16 protein-coding genes are annotated in these 16,004 nt (G+C 58.3%); 12 read left to right on the top strand and 4 right to left on the bottom strand.

Annotated elements, in window-relative coordinates; genetic code table 11:
- Positions 1-27 precede the first annotated feature (27 nt).
- Positions 28-654 (bottom strand): glutathione S-transferase family protein, encoded by a 627-nt coding sequence (locus N7578_RS17685; protein ID WP_311111562.1) that lies wholly within the window; start codon positions 652-654, stop codon positions 28-30.
- A gap of 385 nt (positions 655-1,039) precedes the next feature.
- Entirely contained in the window at positions 1,040-2,254 is a 1,215-nt protein-coding gene (locus N7578_RS17680; RefSeq protein ID WP_311111561.1) for an NADP-dependent isocitrate dehydrogenase, read from the bottom strand.
- Between the two features lie 213 nt (positions 2,255-2,467).
- On the opposite strand from N7578_RS17680, the gene N7578_RS17675 reads away from it, so the two are divergent.
- The 7 genes from N7578_RS17675 to N7578_RS17645 all read left to right on the top strand — a co-directional run bounded on the left by N7578_RS17675 (position 2,468) and on the right by N7578_RS17645 (position 8,879).
- A complete protein-coding gene (locus N7578_RS17675; RefSeq protein WP_311111560.1) occupies positions 2,468-2,998 on the top strand; it encodes a hypothetical protein in 531 nt (176 codons plus the stop codon).
- A 91-nt stretch (positions 2,999-3,089) separates the two neighbouring features.
- A complete protein-coding gene (locus N7578_RS17670) occupies positions 3,090-3,917 on the top strand; it encodes an RNA methyltransferase (RefSeq protein ID WP_311111559.1) in 828 nt (275 codons plus the stop codon).
- Positions 3,901-4,713 (top strand): glutamate racemase, encoded by an 813-nt coding sequence (gene murI / locus N7578_RS17665; RefSeq protein WP_311111558.1) that lies wholly within the window; start codon positions 3,901-3,903, stop codon positions 4,711-4,713. The genes N7578_RS17670 and murI overlap by 17 nt, the downstream gene beginning before the upstream one ends.
- 384 nt (positions 4,714-5,097) lie before the next feature.
- Complete coding sequence (locus tag N7578_RS17660; protein ID WP_311111557.1) at positions 5,098-5,337, top strand: hypothetical protein; 240 nt, start codon at positions 5,098-5,100, stop codon at positions 5,335-5,337.
- 339 nt (positions 5,338-5,676) lie between these two features.
- Positions 5,677-6,312 (top strand): LysE family translocator, encoded by a 636-nt coding sequence (locus N7578_RS17655; RefSeq protein WP_311111556.1) that lies wholly within the window; start codon positions 5,677-5,679, stop codon positions 6,310-6,312.
- Between the two features lie 38 nt (positions 6,313-6,350).
- A complete protein-coding gene (locus N7578_RS17650; RefSeq protein ID WP_311111555.1) occupies positions 6,351-7,235 on the top strand; it encodes an EamA family transporter in 885 nt (294 codons plus the stop codon).
- A 129-nt stretch (positions 7,236-7,364) separates the two neighbouring features.
- The gene (locus tag N7578_RS17645; RefSeq protein ID WP_311111554.1) at positions 7,365-8,879 is read left to right on the top strand and encodes an ATP-binding protein; all 1,515 of its coding nucleotides are present in this window, start codon (positions 7,365-7,367) and stop codon (positions 8,877-8,879) included.
- A 32-nt stretch (positions 8,880-8,911) separates the two neighbouring features.
- Here N7578_RS17645 and N7578_RS17640 read toward each other — a convergent pair whose 3' ends face one another.
- Positions 8,912-9,901: a TerC family protein gene (locus N7578_RS17640; RefSeq protein ID WP_311111553.1), complete on the bottom strand. Its 990-nt coding sequence runs from the start codon at positions 9,899-9,901 to the stop codon at positions 8,912-8,914.
- A 454-nt stretch (positions 9,902-10,355) separates the two neighbouring features.
- Here N7578_RS17640 and rpsD point away from each other — a divergent pair, with 454 nt between their 5' ends.
- The 5 genes from rpsD to N7578_RS17615 all read left to right on the top strand — a co-directional run bounded on the left by rpsD (position 10,356) and on the right by N7578_RS17615 (position 14,644).
- Positions 10,356-10,973, top strand: coding sequence for a 30S ribosomal protein S4 (gene rpsD, locus N7578_RS17635; RefSeq protein ID WP_138793889.1), 618 nt, complete (start codon positions 10,356-10,358; stop codon positions 10,971-10,973).
- A 71-nt stretch (positions 10,974-11,044) separates the two neighbouring features.
- Complete coding sequence (locus N7578_RS17630) at positions 11,045-11,974, top strand: glutaminase (protein ID WP_311111552.1); 930 nt, start codon at positions 11,045-11,047, stop codon at positions 11,972-11,974.
- 64 nt (positions 11,975-12,038) lie between these two features.
- Entirely contained in the window at positions 12,039-12,947 is a 909-nt protein-coding gene (gene ttcA / locus N7578_RS17625; protein ID WP_311111551.1) for a tRNA 2-thiocytidine(32) synthetase TtcA, read from the top strand.
- Between the two features lie 15 nt (positions 12,948-12,962).
- Positions 12,963-13,790 (top strand): inositol monophosphatase family protein, encoded by an 828-nt coding sequence (locus N7578_RS17620; protein ID WP_311111550.1) that lies wholly within the window; start codon positions 12,963-12,965, stop codon positions 13,788-13,790.
- 29 nt (positions 13,791-13,819) lie between these two features.
- Complete coding sequence (locus N7578_RS17615; RefSeq protein ID WP_311111549.1) at positions 13,820-14,644, top strand: inositol monophosphatase family protein; 825 nt, start codon at positions 13,820-13,822, stop codon at positions 14,642-14,644.
- 123 nt (positions 14,645-14,767) lie between these two features.
- Here N7578_RS17615 and N7578_RS17610 read toward each other — a convergent pair whose 3' ends face one another.
- Positions 14,768-15,976, bottom strand: coding sequence for a multidrug effflux MFS transporter (locus N7578_RS17610; protein ID WP_311112549.1), 1,209 nt, complete (start codon positions 15,974-15,976; stop codon positions 14,768-14,770).
- Positions 15,977-16,004: the final 28 nt, after the last annotated feature.

The following is a 16,004-nucleotide window of genomic DNA, read 5'->3' as shown; positions in this document are numbered from 1 at the left end:
GAACTCTTCGTTTTTCCCGAAAAGGCGTCAGCCCGCCGTCTGCAAATCCCTGGCGGCCTCGTCGTCAAGCTGGTGGGCGCGTTTGTAGGCCGTCCGTTCGCCGAGGTGGCTGATATACTCGAGGAAGTGCGGACGTTTTTCGATGGAGCCGAACTGCATGCCCCATGCGATGAGTGAGCCGACATAGACATCCGCGGCGGAGAAATGGTCACCGGCCACATAGCGGTTTTCGCTGACGGCTCTTTCGAGCGTGTTTATCACGTCGTCATAGTTGCCGCAGCCAACCATCCGCACTTTCTCTTTTGGCACGTCGTAACCCAGCGCTTTCATGCTGACGGCCATTTCAAGCGGGCCTGCCGCGAAGAAAAGCCAGCGATAATAAAGTCCGCGCGATTTCGGCGTCGGCGCAAGATTGGCGCCGGGGAAGGCGTCTGCCAGATAGGCACAGATGGCGGCGGCTTCGGTCACGATCGTATCACCGTGTTTGATGGCCGGAACCTTGGTCATCGGATTTATCAGGCGATAGGCGGGCGATTTCATGGATGTTTCGAAGCCGAGGATTTCCGTCTTGTAGGGTACCCCCACTTCTTCAAGCATCCAGCGGGCAATGCGGCCGCGCGACATGGGGTTTGTATAAAATATCAGTTCGCTCATGGCTCCTCCTCCTGAAGCGCACTTCAGAGCGCCATTGGCTCGGATGGAGGCATGGACGCTCCAGCTCGTTCAGCCACGCAGCATGCAATTCGGCAACCGGCACTTGTGTCGGGGGCCGATATAGCGGTGGCATTATTGACCGGGCCAGTTGGGTGAAGTTCGAATTCAGATGGTTATTGTTGTTTTCGTGGTCAGCTTCGCATACGGCCGCGATCGGTTGCGGAGTGTGCGCCTAGTGTCACGTCTAATCAAGATATGGTGATTGAAAAAGAAACCCGGCGTTGTAACCAGTGTTCCGTGCTGGGATATCCAAGGGTAAAGCACCACGGAAGACATAAAAAAACCCGGCCATAGGCCGGGTTTTCATGCTTTGCGATCAGGCAGATCAGGCAGCCATGGCCTTCTGAAGATTTTCGTCGATCTTGTCGAGGAAGGCAGTGGTCGAGAGCCACGGCTGATCCGGACCGATGAGGAGCGCGAGGTCCTTGGTCATGAAGCCGCTCTCAACGGTTGCAACGCAGACTTCTTCCAGCGTGGCTGCAAACTTCGCCAGTTCGGCGTTATCGTCCAGCTTGGCGCGATGCGCGAGGCCACGGGTCCAGGCGAAGATCGAAGCGATCGAGTTCGTGGAGGTTTCCTGACCCTTCTGGTGCTGGCGGTAGTGGCGCGTGACCGTGCCGTGTGCAGCTTCTGCTTCGACCGTGCGGCCATCCGGAGACAGAAGAACGGAGGTCATTAGGCCGAGCGAACCAAAGCCCTGAGCAACCGTGTCGGACTGCACGTCGCCGTCGTAGTTCTTGCAGGCCCAGATGTAGCCACCGGACCACTTCAGTGCGGAGGCAACCATGTCGTCAATCAGGCGGTGTTCGTAGATGATGCCGATCTCGTCGAACTTCGCCTTGAACTCGGTCTGGTAGACTTCCTCGAAGATATCCTTGAAGCGGCCGTCGTAAGCCTTCAGGATGGTGTTCTTCGTGGAGAGGTAAACCGGCCACTTGCGCATCAGACCATAGTTCATGGAGGCGCGGGCGAATTCGCGGATGGATTCGTCGAGGTTGTACATCGCCAGGGCAACTCCGGCGCTCGGGGCGTCGAAGACGTCCTTTTCGATGACCTGACCGTCTTCACCAACGAACTTGATCGTCAGCTTGCCCTTGCCGGGGAATTTGAAATCGGTTGCCTTGTACTGGTCGCCGAAGGCGTGACGACCGACAACGATCGGCTTCGTCCAGCCGGGAACGAGGCGCGGAACGTTCTTGCAGATGATCGGCTCGCGGAAAATGACGCCGCCGAGAATGTTGCGGATCGTGCCGTTCGGGCTCTTCCACATCTGCTTCAGGCCGAATTCCTCGACGCGTGCTTCATCCGGCGTGATCGTCGCGCACTTGATGCCGACGCCATGCTTCTTGATCGCGTGTGCCGCATCGACGGTAACCTGGTCGTTGGTGGCGTCGCGGTTTTCAACCGAGAGGTCATAGTATTCGATATCGAGATCGAGGTACGGCAGGATCAGCTTGTCCTTGATGAGCTGCCAGATGATACGGGTCATTTCGTCGCCGTCGAGATCGACGACCGGATTGGCTACCTTGATCTTTGCCATGAATTCCTCACCTTCGAAGCTGCGGCATTAAGCCGCCGATATATGGAAAAAATATCCGGTGCGGCTATAGCATCGCACACGCGTTAGGCAAAGCCATGAGAAGCGCTTTTTTGGCGCAACGCCTTTGCTGCTTTGAGCATTGCCAAACCATATTGCCGCAATACAGTCAGGCGAATCGCTTCGCCCGACACGGGCCTATTCCGGGATCACATCATGCGGACCACTTTCATCGCCACCGCCGCAATTTTCATGTCCAGCAGCGCTTTCGCGGCCAGCCCCACCGAACCGGTGCAGAAGATCATGGACATCACCGTCAAGAACTGGTCCGGAGAAGCGGAGGACTGGAAATACATTTTTGACGAAGACATGCTCGCTGGCCTTTTCAGCAAGGAATTCGTCGCACAATACCGTGAAGCATCCAAGAAGCCGGCTTATGAGGCTGAAAGCGGCACGACCGGCGACCCGTTCGGCTACGATGTCGTGACCAATTCGCAGGACGGCTGCCCCTTGCAGGACGTGTCCGTTGAAGCCGCACCGGCGAAGGATGGCGTGACCAGTGTCACGGCAAAGTTCAAGCTGTGGGCCTGCATGGACGAGGCCGAGATGAAGGCGACGGTCGATGAGGTGGGTTTCGACGTGATCGAGGAGGACGGCCGGCCGGTCATCAACGATATTCATCGTGTCGGCGATGAGGGCAGAGATTCGCTTCGCGAAGAGATGGCGACCATCATCAAGGGCGAATAAACGGGCTTTTCGCCCGCGTGCCTTTGATTTGCGCCGAAAATTGTGCGAGTGAGCGCCAAAAGGCGAAGCGCCAAAAAATCGGAAGGCGACAATGGCAGGTACAAATAGCGAGCTTGAACTTATGGCAGAAGGCCCGGCCATCATTCTGGTCGAGCCCCAACTGGGTGAAAACATTGGCATGGTGGCGCGGGCAATGGCCAATTTCGGCCTTGCCGAACTGCGTCTCGTCAAGCCGAGAGACGGCTGGCCGAGCGAGAAGGCGCGCGCCGCCGCCTCCAAGGCCGACCATGTCATCGATGGCACCAAGGTTTTCGATACGCTGGAAGAGGCGATCAAGGATCTCAATTTCGTCTATGCCACCACGGCACGCGAACGCTATGGCTTCAAGCCCGTGCGAGCGCCAGTGACGGCCGCCGAGACGCTGCGGGCAAAGTTCAAGGCTGGTGAGAAGACTGGTATCCTATTCGGGCGCGAGCGTTGGGGGCTGACCAACGAAGAGGTTGCCCTTGCCGACGAGATCGTGACGTTTCCGGTCAATCCGGCGTTCGCTTCGCTCAATATCGCCCAGGCCGTTCTGCTGATGTCCTATGAATGGATGAAGTCCGGTATGGAGGATCTGGAAGATACGGCTTTCCGGTCCGTCGAGCAGCGTCCTTCGACCAAGGAACAGGTTTTCGGCCTTTTCGAGCACATAGAGGAAGCGCTCGAAGCGCGCGGATATTTCCATCCGCCTGAAAAAAAGCCCAAAATGGTCGACAACCTGCGCGCGGTGCTTTCCAGACGTGGGTTCTCCGAGCAGGAGATCAGCGTGTTTCGCGGCGTGATCAACTCGCTCGACCGCTTCCCGCGGGGCTGGTCGAAGCAGGCTGACAAGGGCAAGGACGGCGAGGGGACACCGGAGAATGGCGCTGGCGACTGATAGGGATGCAGCGGAGCTGAAGCCGGTTCTGGTCTTCGATTCCGGCATCGGGGGGCTGACGGTTCTGCGTGAAGCGCGGGTGCTGATGCCGGAGCGCGGTTTCATCTATGTCGCCGACGATGCGGGTTTTCCCTATGGCAATTGGGAAGAAGAAGCGCTGAAGGTTCGTATCCTCGAGCTGTTCGAAGAGCTTCTGTGCGATTACGATCCCGAAGTCTGCATCATTGCCTGCAACACGGCCTTCACGCTCGCAGGCGCCGATCTGCGGGCGAAGTTTCCGGAGATGGCCTTTGTTGGCACCGTACCGGCCATCAAGCCGGCTGCGGAGCGTACCCGGTCAGGGCTCGTTTCCGTTTTGGCCACACCGGGCACCGTCAAGCGTGCCTATACCCGCGATCTCATCCAGTCCTTTGCGACGCAGTGTCATGTTCGCCTTGTCGGTTCGGAAAACCTTGCGCGGATGGCCGAAAGCTGGATCCGGGGCGAACCGATTTCCGATGAAGCGGTTCTGGCCGAGATAGAACCGTGCTTCATCGACAATGACGGGAAACGCACCGACATCGTCGTTCTGGCCTGTACGCACTATCCGTTCATGGCGAACGTTTTCCGGAAGCTGGCGCCCTGGCCGGTCGACTGGCTGGACCCGGCAGAGGCGATTGCGCGCCGCGCCCGTCATCTGGTGCCGTTCGTTCAGGGGGCGGAGCATCCGGACGGATTCGATTTTGCGAAGTTCACATCCGGAAATCCGGATTTCGCCACGCGCCGCCTGATGCAAGGTTTCGGGCTCAGCGTCTAGTGCCCCTATAACTGTTGCTTTTTTGCATCTGATTTTTGCTGTTTATGCAATTCGAGATTGCGGCGCTTGCGCAGGCGGATGTCTCGTGTCACATTCCCTCCGTCTATAACCGCGAACTACGGAGGCGTGGAATGTCTGCAAATATCAACGTACGCCTTTTTGGCGTGTCCGCTATTTCGGGCAACGTTTCCGGTGGTTATATGACCCGAGGTTCTTGCCTCCGACAAGGCTGATACGCCTGATCTCCAAGCCTTTTGGCATTTTCACATCATCCGGCATTTGACGTGCGCGCCTGCGCGGTGACGAGCCGCGTCCGCTTTCGTCGCGTGCCGTTTTCCATCGCGAGAGGACCTGGCTGCGTTGCTGCGCCGGGATGGATTTCTTATGCATAAAAATCAACCAATAGTAGTATTCGGTCTGCCGGATGCGGTCGATCGTCTGTTCGTGGCATTCGGCGTCTGGAGAACCGTCAAGACGGTTCTGATTGCCGCGATGGTGCCGCGTGCGCCGCCGGGAAGTATCGAGGAGCTGCCGGAAAGATTGCTTGACGATATCGGCATCGAACCCTCCGCACGGAAAAAGCGGCGCGAGTGGGCTGCACCATATTGGGCGCCTCGGTTCTGAAGATTGACTTACGGTATCCACGCCGGACCGGTACGGGTTCGGCGTGGATCGCTGAAATGTCCTGCGGCGGGCATTGTTATTGCCCTGCCTGGCCCACAGGACACGACATTGCGGCTACAACGTTTCCTCCGTCATCCTCGCGCTTGACCCCATGATCCGTAAAGCATTGATTCTTTTGATTTGGATGGGTCCTCGGGGCAGGCCCGAGGATGACGTCAGCGGGTGAGGCGGGGATGAAAACATAAAATGTCGTCTGGTGTGGCCGGAGCCCCTACAGACCGCTTGCCAGCATGTTGTTTCCGTGGCTTGCTCAATCCATTCCCAACAGGAGGCTCTTTCATGCCGATTGAAAACTGGCTGGCCTTTGTGGCCGCATCCGCCGTCATGCTCGCCATTCCGGGGCCGACGATCCTGCTGGTGATTTCCTATGCGCTGGGGCATGGCCGCAAGGCCAGCACTGCGACGGTAACGGGGGTGGCGCTTGGCGATTTTACGGCGATGACGGCCTCCATGCTGGGGCTGGGAGCGCTGCTTGCAACATCTGCCGCGCTGTTCACCGCGTTGAAATGGATCGGCGCGGCGTACCTCATCTATCTCGGCATCAAGCTGTGGCGTGCGCCTGTCAGCGGTGACATGAAAGAAGGTGAGGGCGTTACGGGCCGGGAAAAGCCGTTCAAAATCTTCCTGCACGCATATATCGTGACGGCGCTGAACCCGAAAAGCATCGTGTTTTTCGTGGCCTTCCTGCCGCAATTCCTGGTGCCGACCCTGCCATTTCTGCCGCAGGTCGTGATTTTCGAGGTGACATTTCTCGTGCTTGCCACCTGCAATGCGGCGCTTTATGGATTGCTGGCGAGCGCAGCCCGCAACACCATTCGCAAACCCAACGTCCAGCGCATCGTCAATCGTACCGGCGGCAGTCTGCTAATCGGGGCTGGCCTGTTGACTATGGGCTGGAAGAGGGTTGCTTCCTGAAATGCCGCTTCATGGCGGTTAGACATTCGGACATTCCAATGGCACTGCCGCATATTCTTCTTGCCCTCGTGACCGTTTTTCTCTGGGGCTTCAATTTCGTTGTCATCAAGATTGGCGTCATGGGCATGCCGCCTCTGTTCCTGACAGCGCTGCGGTATCTCTTCGCTGCTGTGCCGCTGGTATTTTTCCTGCCGCGTCCGAAGGTTCCGTGGGGGCATATGATCGTCTACGGCATGGTCATGGGCTGTGCGCAGTTCGGCCTGCTTTATACAGCCATCAAGTGGGGGCTTCCCGCCGGGTTATCGTCGCTCGTCATGCAGTCCCAGGCGTTTTTCACCATGGCGCTGGCGGTAACGCTGCTGGGTGAAATCCCGCTGAAGTCCCATATCGCCGGTGCTACGGTGGCGTTTGCCGGTCTTGTCGTCATTGGCACGGAGCGGATGACGGCGGCTGCGATGATACCGCTTCTGATGTGTGTTGGCGCTGCGTTCAGTTGGGCGATAGGAAACATCGTCAATCGCAAGGTTGGATCGGTCAACGCGATCTCCTTTGTCGCCTGGACAAGCCTCGTGCCGGTGTTACCGCTTGTTGTCCTTTCGCTGCTGCTGGAGGGGCCGCAGGCAATTGCCGATGGTCTGGCGGGCGCCAATCTGATGACCGGCTTCGTTGTGGTCTACATGGCATACGGTGCGACGATCGTCGGGGCGGGCATCTGGAGCTTCCTGTTGCTGCGTTATCCCGCCGGGACGGTTGCGCCATTCTCGCTGCTCGTACCGATCGTCGGATTTCTGAGTGCATACGTCGCATTCGACGAACACATCACGCTTCTGGAAATCATCGGCAGCGCGCTTGTCGTTGGCGGGTTGGCGCTGAATGTGTTCGGGCGTCGCCTGTCTTTCGGCCGCACTCCAAAGGTGGTGTGATCCGTCGGCAATTCCCTGTGCATTGTTGTGATGGGCGGGGGCATTCGTTTAATTTTTTGCTAAAGAGGATGTTCGCCCGGTTCTCAAGAGTCGGCCGTTTCATTCAATTGCAGTGCAGGGAAGTCAAAAGTGCAGGTCGGGATCGACATGGGAACGCTTTCGGGCGGGCAGTCTGCCAAGCTCGATATCGAGGAGTTGCTGGCCACGCGTCTGCTGGTTCAGGGCAATTCCGGTTCCGGAAAGTCGCATCTCCTGCGCAGGCTTCTGGAGCAGTCCGCTCCATGGGTCCAGCAGGTCATCATCGATCCCGAGGGGGATTTCGTGACGCTGGCCGACAAGTTCGGTCATATCGTCGTGGATGGCGAACGCACCGAGGCGGAGCTTGCGGGCATTGCCAACCGTATCCGCCAGCACCGCGTCTCCTGTGTGCTGACGCTGGAAGGGCTGGACATCGAACAGCAGATGCGCGCCGCTGCCGCCTTCCTGAACGGCATGTTCGATGCTGACCGCGAATACTGGTATCCGGTTCTCGTCGTCGTGGACGAGGCGCAGATGTTTGCGCCCTCCGTCGGTGGCGAGGTGACGGAAGATGCCCGCAAGGCGTCGCTCGGCGCTATGACCAACCTGATGTGCCGGGGCCGTAAACGCGGACTTGCTGGCGTCATCGCCACGCAGCGTCTTGCGAAGCTCGCCAAGAACGTGGCGGCGGAAGCCTCCAACTTCCTGATGGGCCGAACGTTCCTCGATATCGACATGGCGCGTGCGGCCGATCTTCTGGGCATGGATCGCCGTCAGGCTGAAATGTTCCGCGATCTTCAGCGCGGCAATTTCGTGGCGCTCGGTCCGGCCTTGTCGCGCCGTCCGCTGCCCATTGTCATCGGTACCGTGGAAACCTCGGCGCGTTCGTCCTCGCCGAAGCTGATGCCGTTGCCGGATGCACCGCAGGACGTTGAAGACCTGATCTTCACGCCAGACCCGGAAGAGTTCAACCGGCCGGTCGTGCGCCGCACGCCGCCTGCGCCTCGTCCGACGACAGATATTCTGGCAGAGCTTTCCCGCTCCACGCCTGCGGCCGTTGCGCCCGCTTCCGAGCAGACACGCTCGAGCCAGCCGGAGATGAGTGCGGAGGAACGGGAAGAAAAGATCGCCGGCGTTCTGGCGGAAATTCTCGACGATCCTCAGTCTGCCTACCGTACCGATGCCGTGCTCTATCAGGATTTTCTGGTTCGCGCCCGCATGCGCCGTATAAGCGGTACGCCCATGGTGTTATCCGAATTTCGCCGTCAGGTCGCCATCACCCGCTCCGGCGTCGATGCTGAGATGGCGGCAAGCGAGAGCTGGCAAAAGGCGCTCGAGCTTTCCAAAAACGTGTCGGACGATCTACAGGGTGTTTTCCTGCTTCTGGTGAAGGCGGCGCTTGCAGAAGAGCCTTGTCCGTCCGATGCGCGGATTGCCCGTGCCTATGGCACGCATTCCGCCCGCCGCGCACGACGTCTTCTCGGCTATTTCGAGGAAAAGGAACTGGTGGTCGTCCACGCCGACTTTTCCGGCAAGCGGATCGTTGCTTTCCCCGATCTCGATGCGAAAACCGCACCCGGCGATGCGGATGCGGCAGATGGCGATATCAGTTTCGCTGCCGAGTGATGAGAAAAGGCGGCGTTCGCCGCCTTTTGCATTTACGCCTTGTCGATAACCTTCTCATCGTTGCGCGTGGCAATCAGCGAGCCGATGATGCCGGTCGCAAGAATCGCGACTGTTACGCCAAGCGACAGGGCAGGCGGGATCTTGGCGATACCCAGCATGTCCGCCACGAAGATTTTCGAGCCGACGAAGACCAGAACCGCAGCCAGCGCGTACTTCAGATATGCGAAGCGATGCATGAGGGCGGCAAGCGCGAAGTACAGCGCACGAAGGCCGAGGATCGCGAAGATGTTCGACGTGTAGACGATGAAGGGGTCGGTGGTGATCGCGAAGATCGCCGGGATCGAATCGACTGCGAAGATCAGGTCGGCAATCTCGACCATGACGAGCGCCAGAAACAGCGGCGTCACGAAAGTCTTCAGCTTGCCAGTCTTCTCGTCGGTTTCCTTGACGAAGAACTTTTCGCCATGCAGGCTCTTTGTCACCGGCAGGCGGCTGCGCAGAAACTTCAGGATCTTGTTGTTGCCGATGTCGTTTTCGTCATGGTCCGACGAGAAGAGCATCTTCAGGCCGGTGAAGACCAGGAAAGCCGCGAAGAAATACAGAACCCAGTGGAAGTTTTCGACGATTGCCGCGCCTGCCGCAATCATGATGCCACGCAGGACAATCACGCCGAGGATACCCCACAGCAGGACGCGGTGTTGATACTGGCGCGGAATAGCGAAGTACGAAAAAATCATGGCGATGATGAAGATGTTGTCCATCGCCAAGCTTTTTTCGACAACGAAGCCCGTGACGTATTCCATCGCCGACTGCTGGCCGGACTGGTACCAGATCCACCCGCCGAAGGCGAGGCCGATGGCAATATAGAAACCCGACATCAAAAGGCTTTCCCGAATGCCGATTTCCTTGGAGTTCTTATGCAGAACGCCAAGATCAAGGGCGAGAAGGCCGAGTACGAGAGAAATAAAGACCGCCCACATCCATGTGGGGGTGCCGAGAAAATCTGAAAGAAGGAATTCCATCAGTCAACCTTTAGCCGGACGAGGTTGGCTTTATGGATGGGGATCGTGTATCAGAAATCGACGTGGCCCCATCCTATAGAAACTCGACATCACGTGTTGTCCGGTAACACGCCAGAGGGGCCCGAGTTCTGATCACGAGGCGAAAATAAGATTCCGGCCGGGCTTTGCAAGAGCCGTGGCGATAAAAAAATCGAGAGCGGCGTGTTTGACAAATTTGTAAAATCTGTTTAGAAGCCGCGCCAACGCCGGGCAGAAATGTCCGGTGTGTTTTGTTGACTGTCCTGCAGTTCATAAGCTGACGTTCGGCGGTCAATATCACCGACATGTCCCGTGGCTTCTCCGCAAGCGTGTGTGAGAAACCTGTCAGAGGTTCTGAAACGGATCTCAGAGGAGGGCGTGTTTCCTTAATCCGGTCTGGCAACAGGTCGGCGTAACCTTTTGAGAAGGAAATACGATGAGCAAGCGCGAATCGGCCAAGTACAAAATTGACCGCCGTATGGGCGAAAACATCTGGGGCCGTCCGAAGTCCCCGGTTAACCGCCGCGAATACGGCCCGGGCCAGCACGGCCAGCGCCGCAAGGGCAAGATGAGCGACTTCGGCACGCAGCTGCGCGCCAAGCAGAAGCTCAAGGGCTACTACGGCGAGCTGCGTGAAAAGCAGTTCCGCGCCACCTACGACGAAGCAAACCGTCGCAAGGGCGATACCTCCGAGAACCTGATCGGCCTGCTCGAGTCGCGTCTGGACGCCATCGTCTACCGCGCAAAGTTCGTTCCGACTGTTTTCGCATCGCGTCAGTTCATCAACCATGGCCACGTCACGGTTAACGGCGTTCGCGTCAACATCGGTTCCTACCGTTGCAAGCCGGGCGACGTTATCGAAGTTCGCCAGAAGTCCAAGCAGCTCGCTATCGTTCTCGAAGCCGTTGCTCTCGCTGAGCGTGACGTTCCGGACTACATCGAAGTCGATCACAACAAGATGGTTGCGACGTACGCTCGCGTTCCTTCGCTGTCCGACGTTCCGTACCCGGTCATCATGGAACCGCATCTGGTCGTCGAATTCTACTCGCGTTAATCGTCGGGTTTTATTATTGAAGAAGCCGCCCCTTGTGGGCGGCTTTTTTTGTTTGTTGAGGAAGGCTGGGCATGCAGGACATTCAGGCGATCGTCGATCAGATCCATGGCAGCATGCTGCCGCGGCTGGGTGAGGGGAAAGTCGCCGACTATATTCCCGAACTTGCCAAGATCGACCCGAAGCAGTTCGGTATTGCCGTGACCACGGTGGACGGCACGACCTACACGGCGGGCGATGCGGCGGCGCCTTTCTCGATCCAGAGCATTTCCAAGGTCTTCATGCTGACGCTGGCGCTCGGCAAGGCGGGCGAGACCGTGTGGAACCGTGTTGGCCGCGAACCATCCGGCTCGTCCTTCAACTCCATCGTCCAGCTTGAGCATGAACACGGCATTCCGCGCAACCCATTCGTCAATGCCGGGGCAATCGTGGTCAGCGATATCGTGCTTGCCGGGCACCAGCCGCGCGAGGCCATCGGCGAACTCCTGCGTTTCGTGCGTTATCTGGCCGATGACGACACGATCAGCATCGACGATACGGTGGCGAAGTCGGAGCAGGCGACCGGCTTCCGCAACATGGCGCTTGCCAATTTCATGCGCTCCTTCGGCAACATCCATCATCCGGTGGAATATACGCTTGGCGTATACTTTCATCAGTGCGCGCTTGCCATGAGCTGCGTGCAGCTCTCCCGCGCGGGGCTGTTTCTGGCAAGTCGCGGCCGCAATCCGCTGACGGGTCATACGGTCGTGTCGGATCGGCGGGCGCGGCGCATCAATGCGCTGATGCTGACCTGCGGCCATTATGACGGGTCGGGCGATTTCGCCTATCATGTCGGTCTTCCGGGCAAGAGCGGTGTCGGTGGGGGCATTCTGGCGGTGGCGCCCGGCAAGGCGTCGATTGCCGTGTGGTCGCCGGGACTAAACAAGGTCGGCAATTCGGCACTTGGCTCTGTCGCGCTGGAAATGCTGGCGACAAAAACCGGGTGGTCGGTGTTCGGGGCTTGATCTTCCCGGCATATACGGGCATTCCCAACCGTTAACAGCGGCGGACAGGCCAAGCGAGTTCATCATGAATATTTTCACGAGCATCGATGAAATGCCGGATCAGGATATGGCCGGAGAAAGCAACGGCTCGCATCCGCTGTTTTCAGCTGCTCCCGGTTCGGTGTCGTTCAACAAACTGCGCAAGCGGCTGCTGCGCAACGTTCGCCAGGCATTTGAAGATTTCGACATGCTGAAGGGCCAGAAACGTTGGCTTGTCGGTCTTTCCGGCGGCAAGGACAGCTATGGCCTGCTAGCGCTGCTGCTGGATCTGAAATGGCGAGGACTTCTCCCTGTGGAGCTGATCGCCTGCAATCTGGATCAGGGGCAGCCGAACTTTCCCAAACATGTTCTGCCGGAATACCTCTCGAAAATCGGTGTTCAGCATCGCATCGAATATCGTGACACCTATTCGGTGGTGAAGGAAAAGGTGCCTGAAGGCGGAACTTACTGTTCGCTCTGTTCGCGGCTGCGGCGCGGCAACCTCTACCGCATCGCGCGGGAAGAGGGGTGTGACGCCCTGCTGCTCGGCCACCATCGCGAGGATATTCTCGAAACCTTCTTCATGAACTTCTTCCATGGCGGGCGCCTTGCAGGCATGCCTGCCAAGCTGATGAACGATGAGGGCGACCTGATGGTGCTGCGGCCGCTGGCCTACTGCGCCGAGGATGACATGGCGAAGTTTGCGGCGGCGATGGAATTTCCGATCGTTCCGTGCGACCTCTGTGGTTCGCAGGACGGGTTACAGCGGAACGCCATGAAAGACATGCTGGCGGATATCGAACGGCGCATGCCAGGTCGCAAGGACGTCATGCTGCGGGCGCTTTCGCATGTGAACCCGTCGCATTTGCTTGATCCGAAGCTTTTCGACTTTTCGGCACTGGCTGTCACCGGACTGTCATCTGACGAGCGTAGGGAGGCCCACCCTCCCTTATGAAAAAGATCCTTCTTCATGACGCTTTCTGATTCCGACCTGGATTTTCTCGTATCCACCGTTGCCGCTGTCGGCGCGGAAGAAATTCTCCCCCGTTTTCGCAACCTCAGCGCGGGAGCAATCTCGGAAAAGTCGTCTACCGTCGATCTCGTGACGGAGGCTGATCTTCTCGCCGAAAAAACCATCACGGCAGCTCTGTTGTCTCGCTTCCCGAAGGCGCATATTGTCGGCGAGGAAGCTTATGAGGCGGACCAGTCTGCCGTTCCTGCACTCGCCGATGCGCCGCTTGCTTTCGTGATCGACCCTATCGACGGCACCTTCAACTATGCGTCCGGTTTTCCGGCTTTCGGCACATTGCTTGCCGTAACCGTGAAGGGCGAAACGGTCGCCGGCATCATCCATGATCCTGTCATGGCCGATACCATCATCGCCGTGAAGGGCGAGGGCGCTTATCTGGTACGGAAAAACGGGACGCGCGCCAAGCTCACTGTTGCCGATCCGGTGCCGCTTTCGGAAATGGTCGGCATCTTCTCGTGGGGGCATAGCCACATTAACCGTCGCCCGGTCATCGCCGCCAACATGGCAAAGACGAAGATGGCGCTTTCGCTGAATTGTTCAGCCCACGAATACTGGCTGGTTTCCACCGGCAAGCTGCATTTCATCGGCCATGAGAAGCTGATGCCGTGGGATCATCTTGCGGGTGTGCTCGTTCATCAAGAAGCGGGCGGTTACACGGCCCGTTTCGACAATACACCATACCGCCCCGGAGATGTGACCGGCGGCATTCTTTCCGCGCCCGACAAGGAAAGCTGGAGGATGCTGCGCCGGGAAATCGCCGCCTTATAAGTACAAGATCAAAAGGAAGGATATCGCCCATGAGTATCGAACTCGACATCGCAGCGCTTGCCACATCGCTTCAGGAAGCGGCAGCGGTGGAAATCCTGCCCCGGTTCCGTAATCTCGGCGATGGCGATGTGCGGATGAAGACCGAGGCGATCGACCTTGTGACCGAGGCGGACGAAGCGGCAGAACGGCTGATCCGCGCCCGCGTCGCCGAGATCATGCCGCAGGCCGTCTTCATCGGGGAAGAAGCGGTTGCGGCCGACGCCTCGCTGCTTGGCAAACTTGCCGATGCCGATCTCGCCGTGGTGGTAGATCCGATCGACGGTACCTACAATTTCGCCTCCGGTCTGCCCCTATTCGGTGTGATGATGAGCGTCGTTTCCAAGGGAGAGACGGTCGCAGGTATCATCTTCGATCCCATGGGCAATGACTGGGTCATCGCGGAAAAGGGTTCTGGCGCGTGGCTTTGCAGCGCCGATGGCGCACAGACGCAGATGTCGGTTGTCCCTGCGCCTGAACTGTCGCAGATGGTCGGCATTGCCAATACCGGCTATTTCGACGTCGAGACGCGCCGGAAAGTGCTGGTCAATCTTGCGGATGTGCGTCTGTTTACCAGCTATCGCTGCGCGGCGCATGAATATCGTCTGTTCTGCGGCGGTCACATGCACTTCCTGATGTATAACAAGCTGATGCCGTGGGATCATCTGGCGGGTACGCTGATTTCGCAGGAGGCGGGCGCCTACGCGGCACGGCTGGATGGTTCGCGTTATCTGCCGAGCCATGTCGATGGCGGGCTGCTGCTGGCACCGGATCAGCAGACGTGGGAACTGCTGCGCGAGAAGATTTTCACGGTTTGAGGCTGGTTGGACCCCGGATCAAGTCGGGGTGACGCAATACGTATGGTGCGGACCGTCAACCAAAAAGCACAAAAAAGGCGCGGGAAGATATTCCCGCGCCTTTCTCTTTGCCGAGTTCAATCGTCAGTGTGTCGGCTTGTTGTGCGCCTGGAATAGCTCGCCTTTTTCGCCGATCAGGACGAAGATCAAGCCGATGATGGAGACGACGAAGAAGCCGGCGACCATTGGTAGCGCCGTTCCATCAAAAGCCTGCCCGATCATGGCTCCGATCAGCGATCCGCCGACAGTGCCCATGAAGCCGATCACCGATGACGCCGTGCCGGCCACGTGGCCAAGTGGTTCCATGGCGAGCGAATTGAAGTTCGAGCCGATCCAGCCGAATTGGAACATGGCCAGCGCGAAAAACACGATGAAGAGGGCGAAGGGCATCGGCTGGGGCCCGAACACCTGCACCAACAGCCATACGAAGGTGATGGCGATGAAGCCTAGCAACGATCCGTGCGACAGCTTTCGCATGCCGAACTTACCGACCAGCCGCGCATTGATGAAGGACGAGAATGCCATGAACAGCGCGACACCTGCAAAAGCGGCAGCGAACCACGCTCCAAGCCCGTAGATACCCTTGTAGACCTGCTCGGCAGAATTGATGAACCCGAACAGCGCCCCGAAAACGAAGGTGCTGGACAGCGTGTAACAGAGAGCGATGCGGTTGGTGAGCACGATCTTGAAGCCGTCCAGAACGGACCGCACCGTCAGAGGACGGACATCTTCCGGATGCAGCGTTTCCGGCAACCGGTAGTACATCCATGCCGTGACCACGGCCGCTGTAACAGCCATGAACGCAAAGATCAGGTGCCAGTCACCGAAGAACAGCACGATCTGGCCAGTTCCCGGTGCTATGACCGGAACGACCATGAAGACCATCATGATGAGTGACATGACTTCGGCCATCTGGCGGCCACCGTAGACGTCACGGACGATCGATACGGTAATGACGCGGGTTGCGGCCGAGCCGATACCCTGAATGAATCGCAGTGCGAGCAGCCCTGCGAAGGATGGCGTGAAGACGACGGCGATGGCTGAAACGATGTAAATTGCCAGGCCGACGAACATTGGCTTGCGACGTCCGAAACGGTCCGAAATGGGGCCGTAGAAAAGCTGGGCGACGCCGAAGCCGAGAAGATAGGCGGAAATCACATACTGGCGGTGATTTTCATTCTCGACGCCCAGCGACGCGCCGATTTCCTGAAGACCCGGAAGCATGATGTCGATGGCAAGCGCATTGAGCGCCATCAGCATGGCTGCAAGCGCAATAAATTCCGTACGCCCCATCGAGCCTGCGCGCGACGTGGTGGATTGT

Origin of the sequence: Agrobacterium tumefaciens, from assembly GCF_031801495.1 — a bacterium.
GTDB lineage: Bacteria > Pseudomonadota > Alphaproteobacteria > Rhizobiales > Rhizobiaceae > Agrobacterium > Agrobacterium tumefaciens_K.
The sequence above is the reverse complement of the archived record's forward strand: the minus strand, read 5'-3'. Positions and strand labels throughout refer to the sequence as shown.

Coding starts and splice junctions, on each gene's coding strand:
- N7578_RS17685 (WP_311111562.1), bottom strand. CDS start 654: ATGAGCGAACTGATATTTTATACAAACCCCATGTCGCGCGGCCGCATT.
- N7578_RS17680 (WP_311111561.1), bottom strand. CDS start 2,254: ATGGCAAAGATCAAGGTAGCCAATCCGGTCGTCGATCTCGACGGCGAC.
- N7578_RS17675 (WP_311111560.1), top strand. CDS start 2,468: ATGCGGACCACTTTCATCGCCACCGCCGCAATTTTCATGTCCAGCAGC.
- N7578_RS17670 (WP_311111559.1), top strand. CDS start 3,090: ATGGCAGGTACAAATAGCGAGCTTGAACTTATGGCAGAAGGCCCGGCC.
- murI (WP_311111558.1), top strand. CDS start 3,901: ATGGCGCTGGCGACTGATAGGGATGCAGCGGAGCTGAAGCCGGTTCTG.
- N7578_RS17660 (WP_311111557.1), top strand. CDS start 5,098: ATGCATAAAAATCAACCAATAGTAGTATTCGGTCTGCCGGATGCGGTC.
- N7578_RS17655 (WP_311111556.1), top strand. CDS start 5,677: ATGCCGATTGAAAACTGGCTGGCCTTTGTGGCCGCATCCGCCGTCATG.
- N7578_RS17650 (WP_311111555.1), top strand. CDS start 6,351: ATGGCACTGCCGCATATTCTTCTTGCCCTCGTGACCGTTTTTCTCTGG.
- N7578_RS17640 (WP_311111553.1), bottom strand. CDS start 9,901: ATGGAATTCCTTCTTTCAGATTTTCTCGGCACCCCCACATGGATGTGG.
- rpsD (WP_138793889.1), top strand. CDS start 10,356: ATGAGCAAGCGCGAATCGGCCAAGTACAAAATTGACCGCCGTATGGGC.
- N7578_RS17630 (WP_311111552.1), top strand. CDS start 11,045: ATGCAGGACATTCAGGCGATCGTCGATCAGATCCATGGCAGCATGCTG.
- ttcA (WP_311111551.1), top strand. CDS start 12,039: ATGAATATTTTCACGAGCATCGATGAAATGCCGGATCAGGATATGGCC.
- N7578_RS17620 (WP_311111550.1), top strand. CDS start 12,963: ATGACGCTTTCTGATTCCGACCTGGATTTTCTCGTATCCACCGTTGCC.
- N7578_RS17615 (WP_311111549.1), top strand. CDS start 13,820: ATGAGTATCGAACTCGACATCGCAGCGCTTGCCACATCGCTTCAGGAA.
- N7578_RS17610 (WP_311112549.1), bottom strand. CDS start 15,976: ATGGGGCGTACGGAATTTATTGCGCTTGCAGCCATGCTGATGGCGCTC.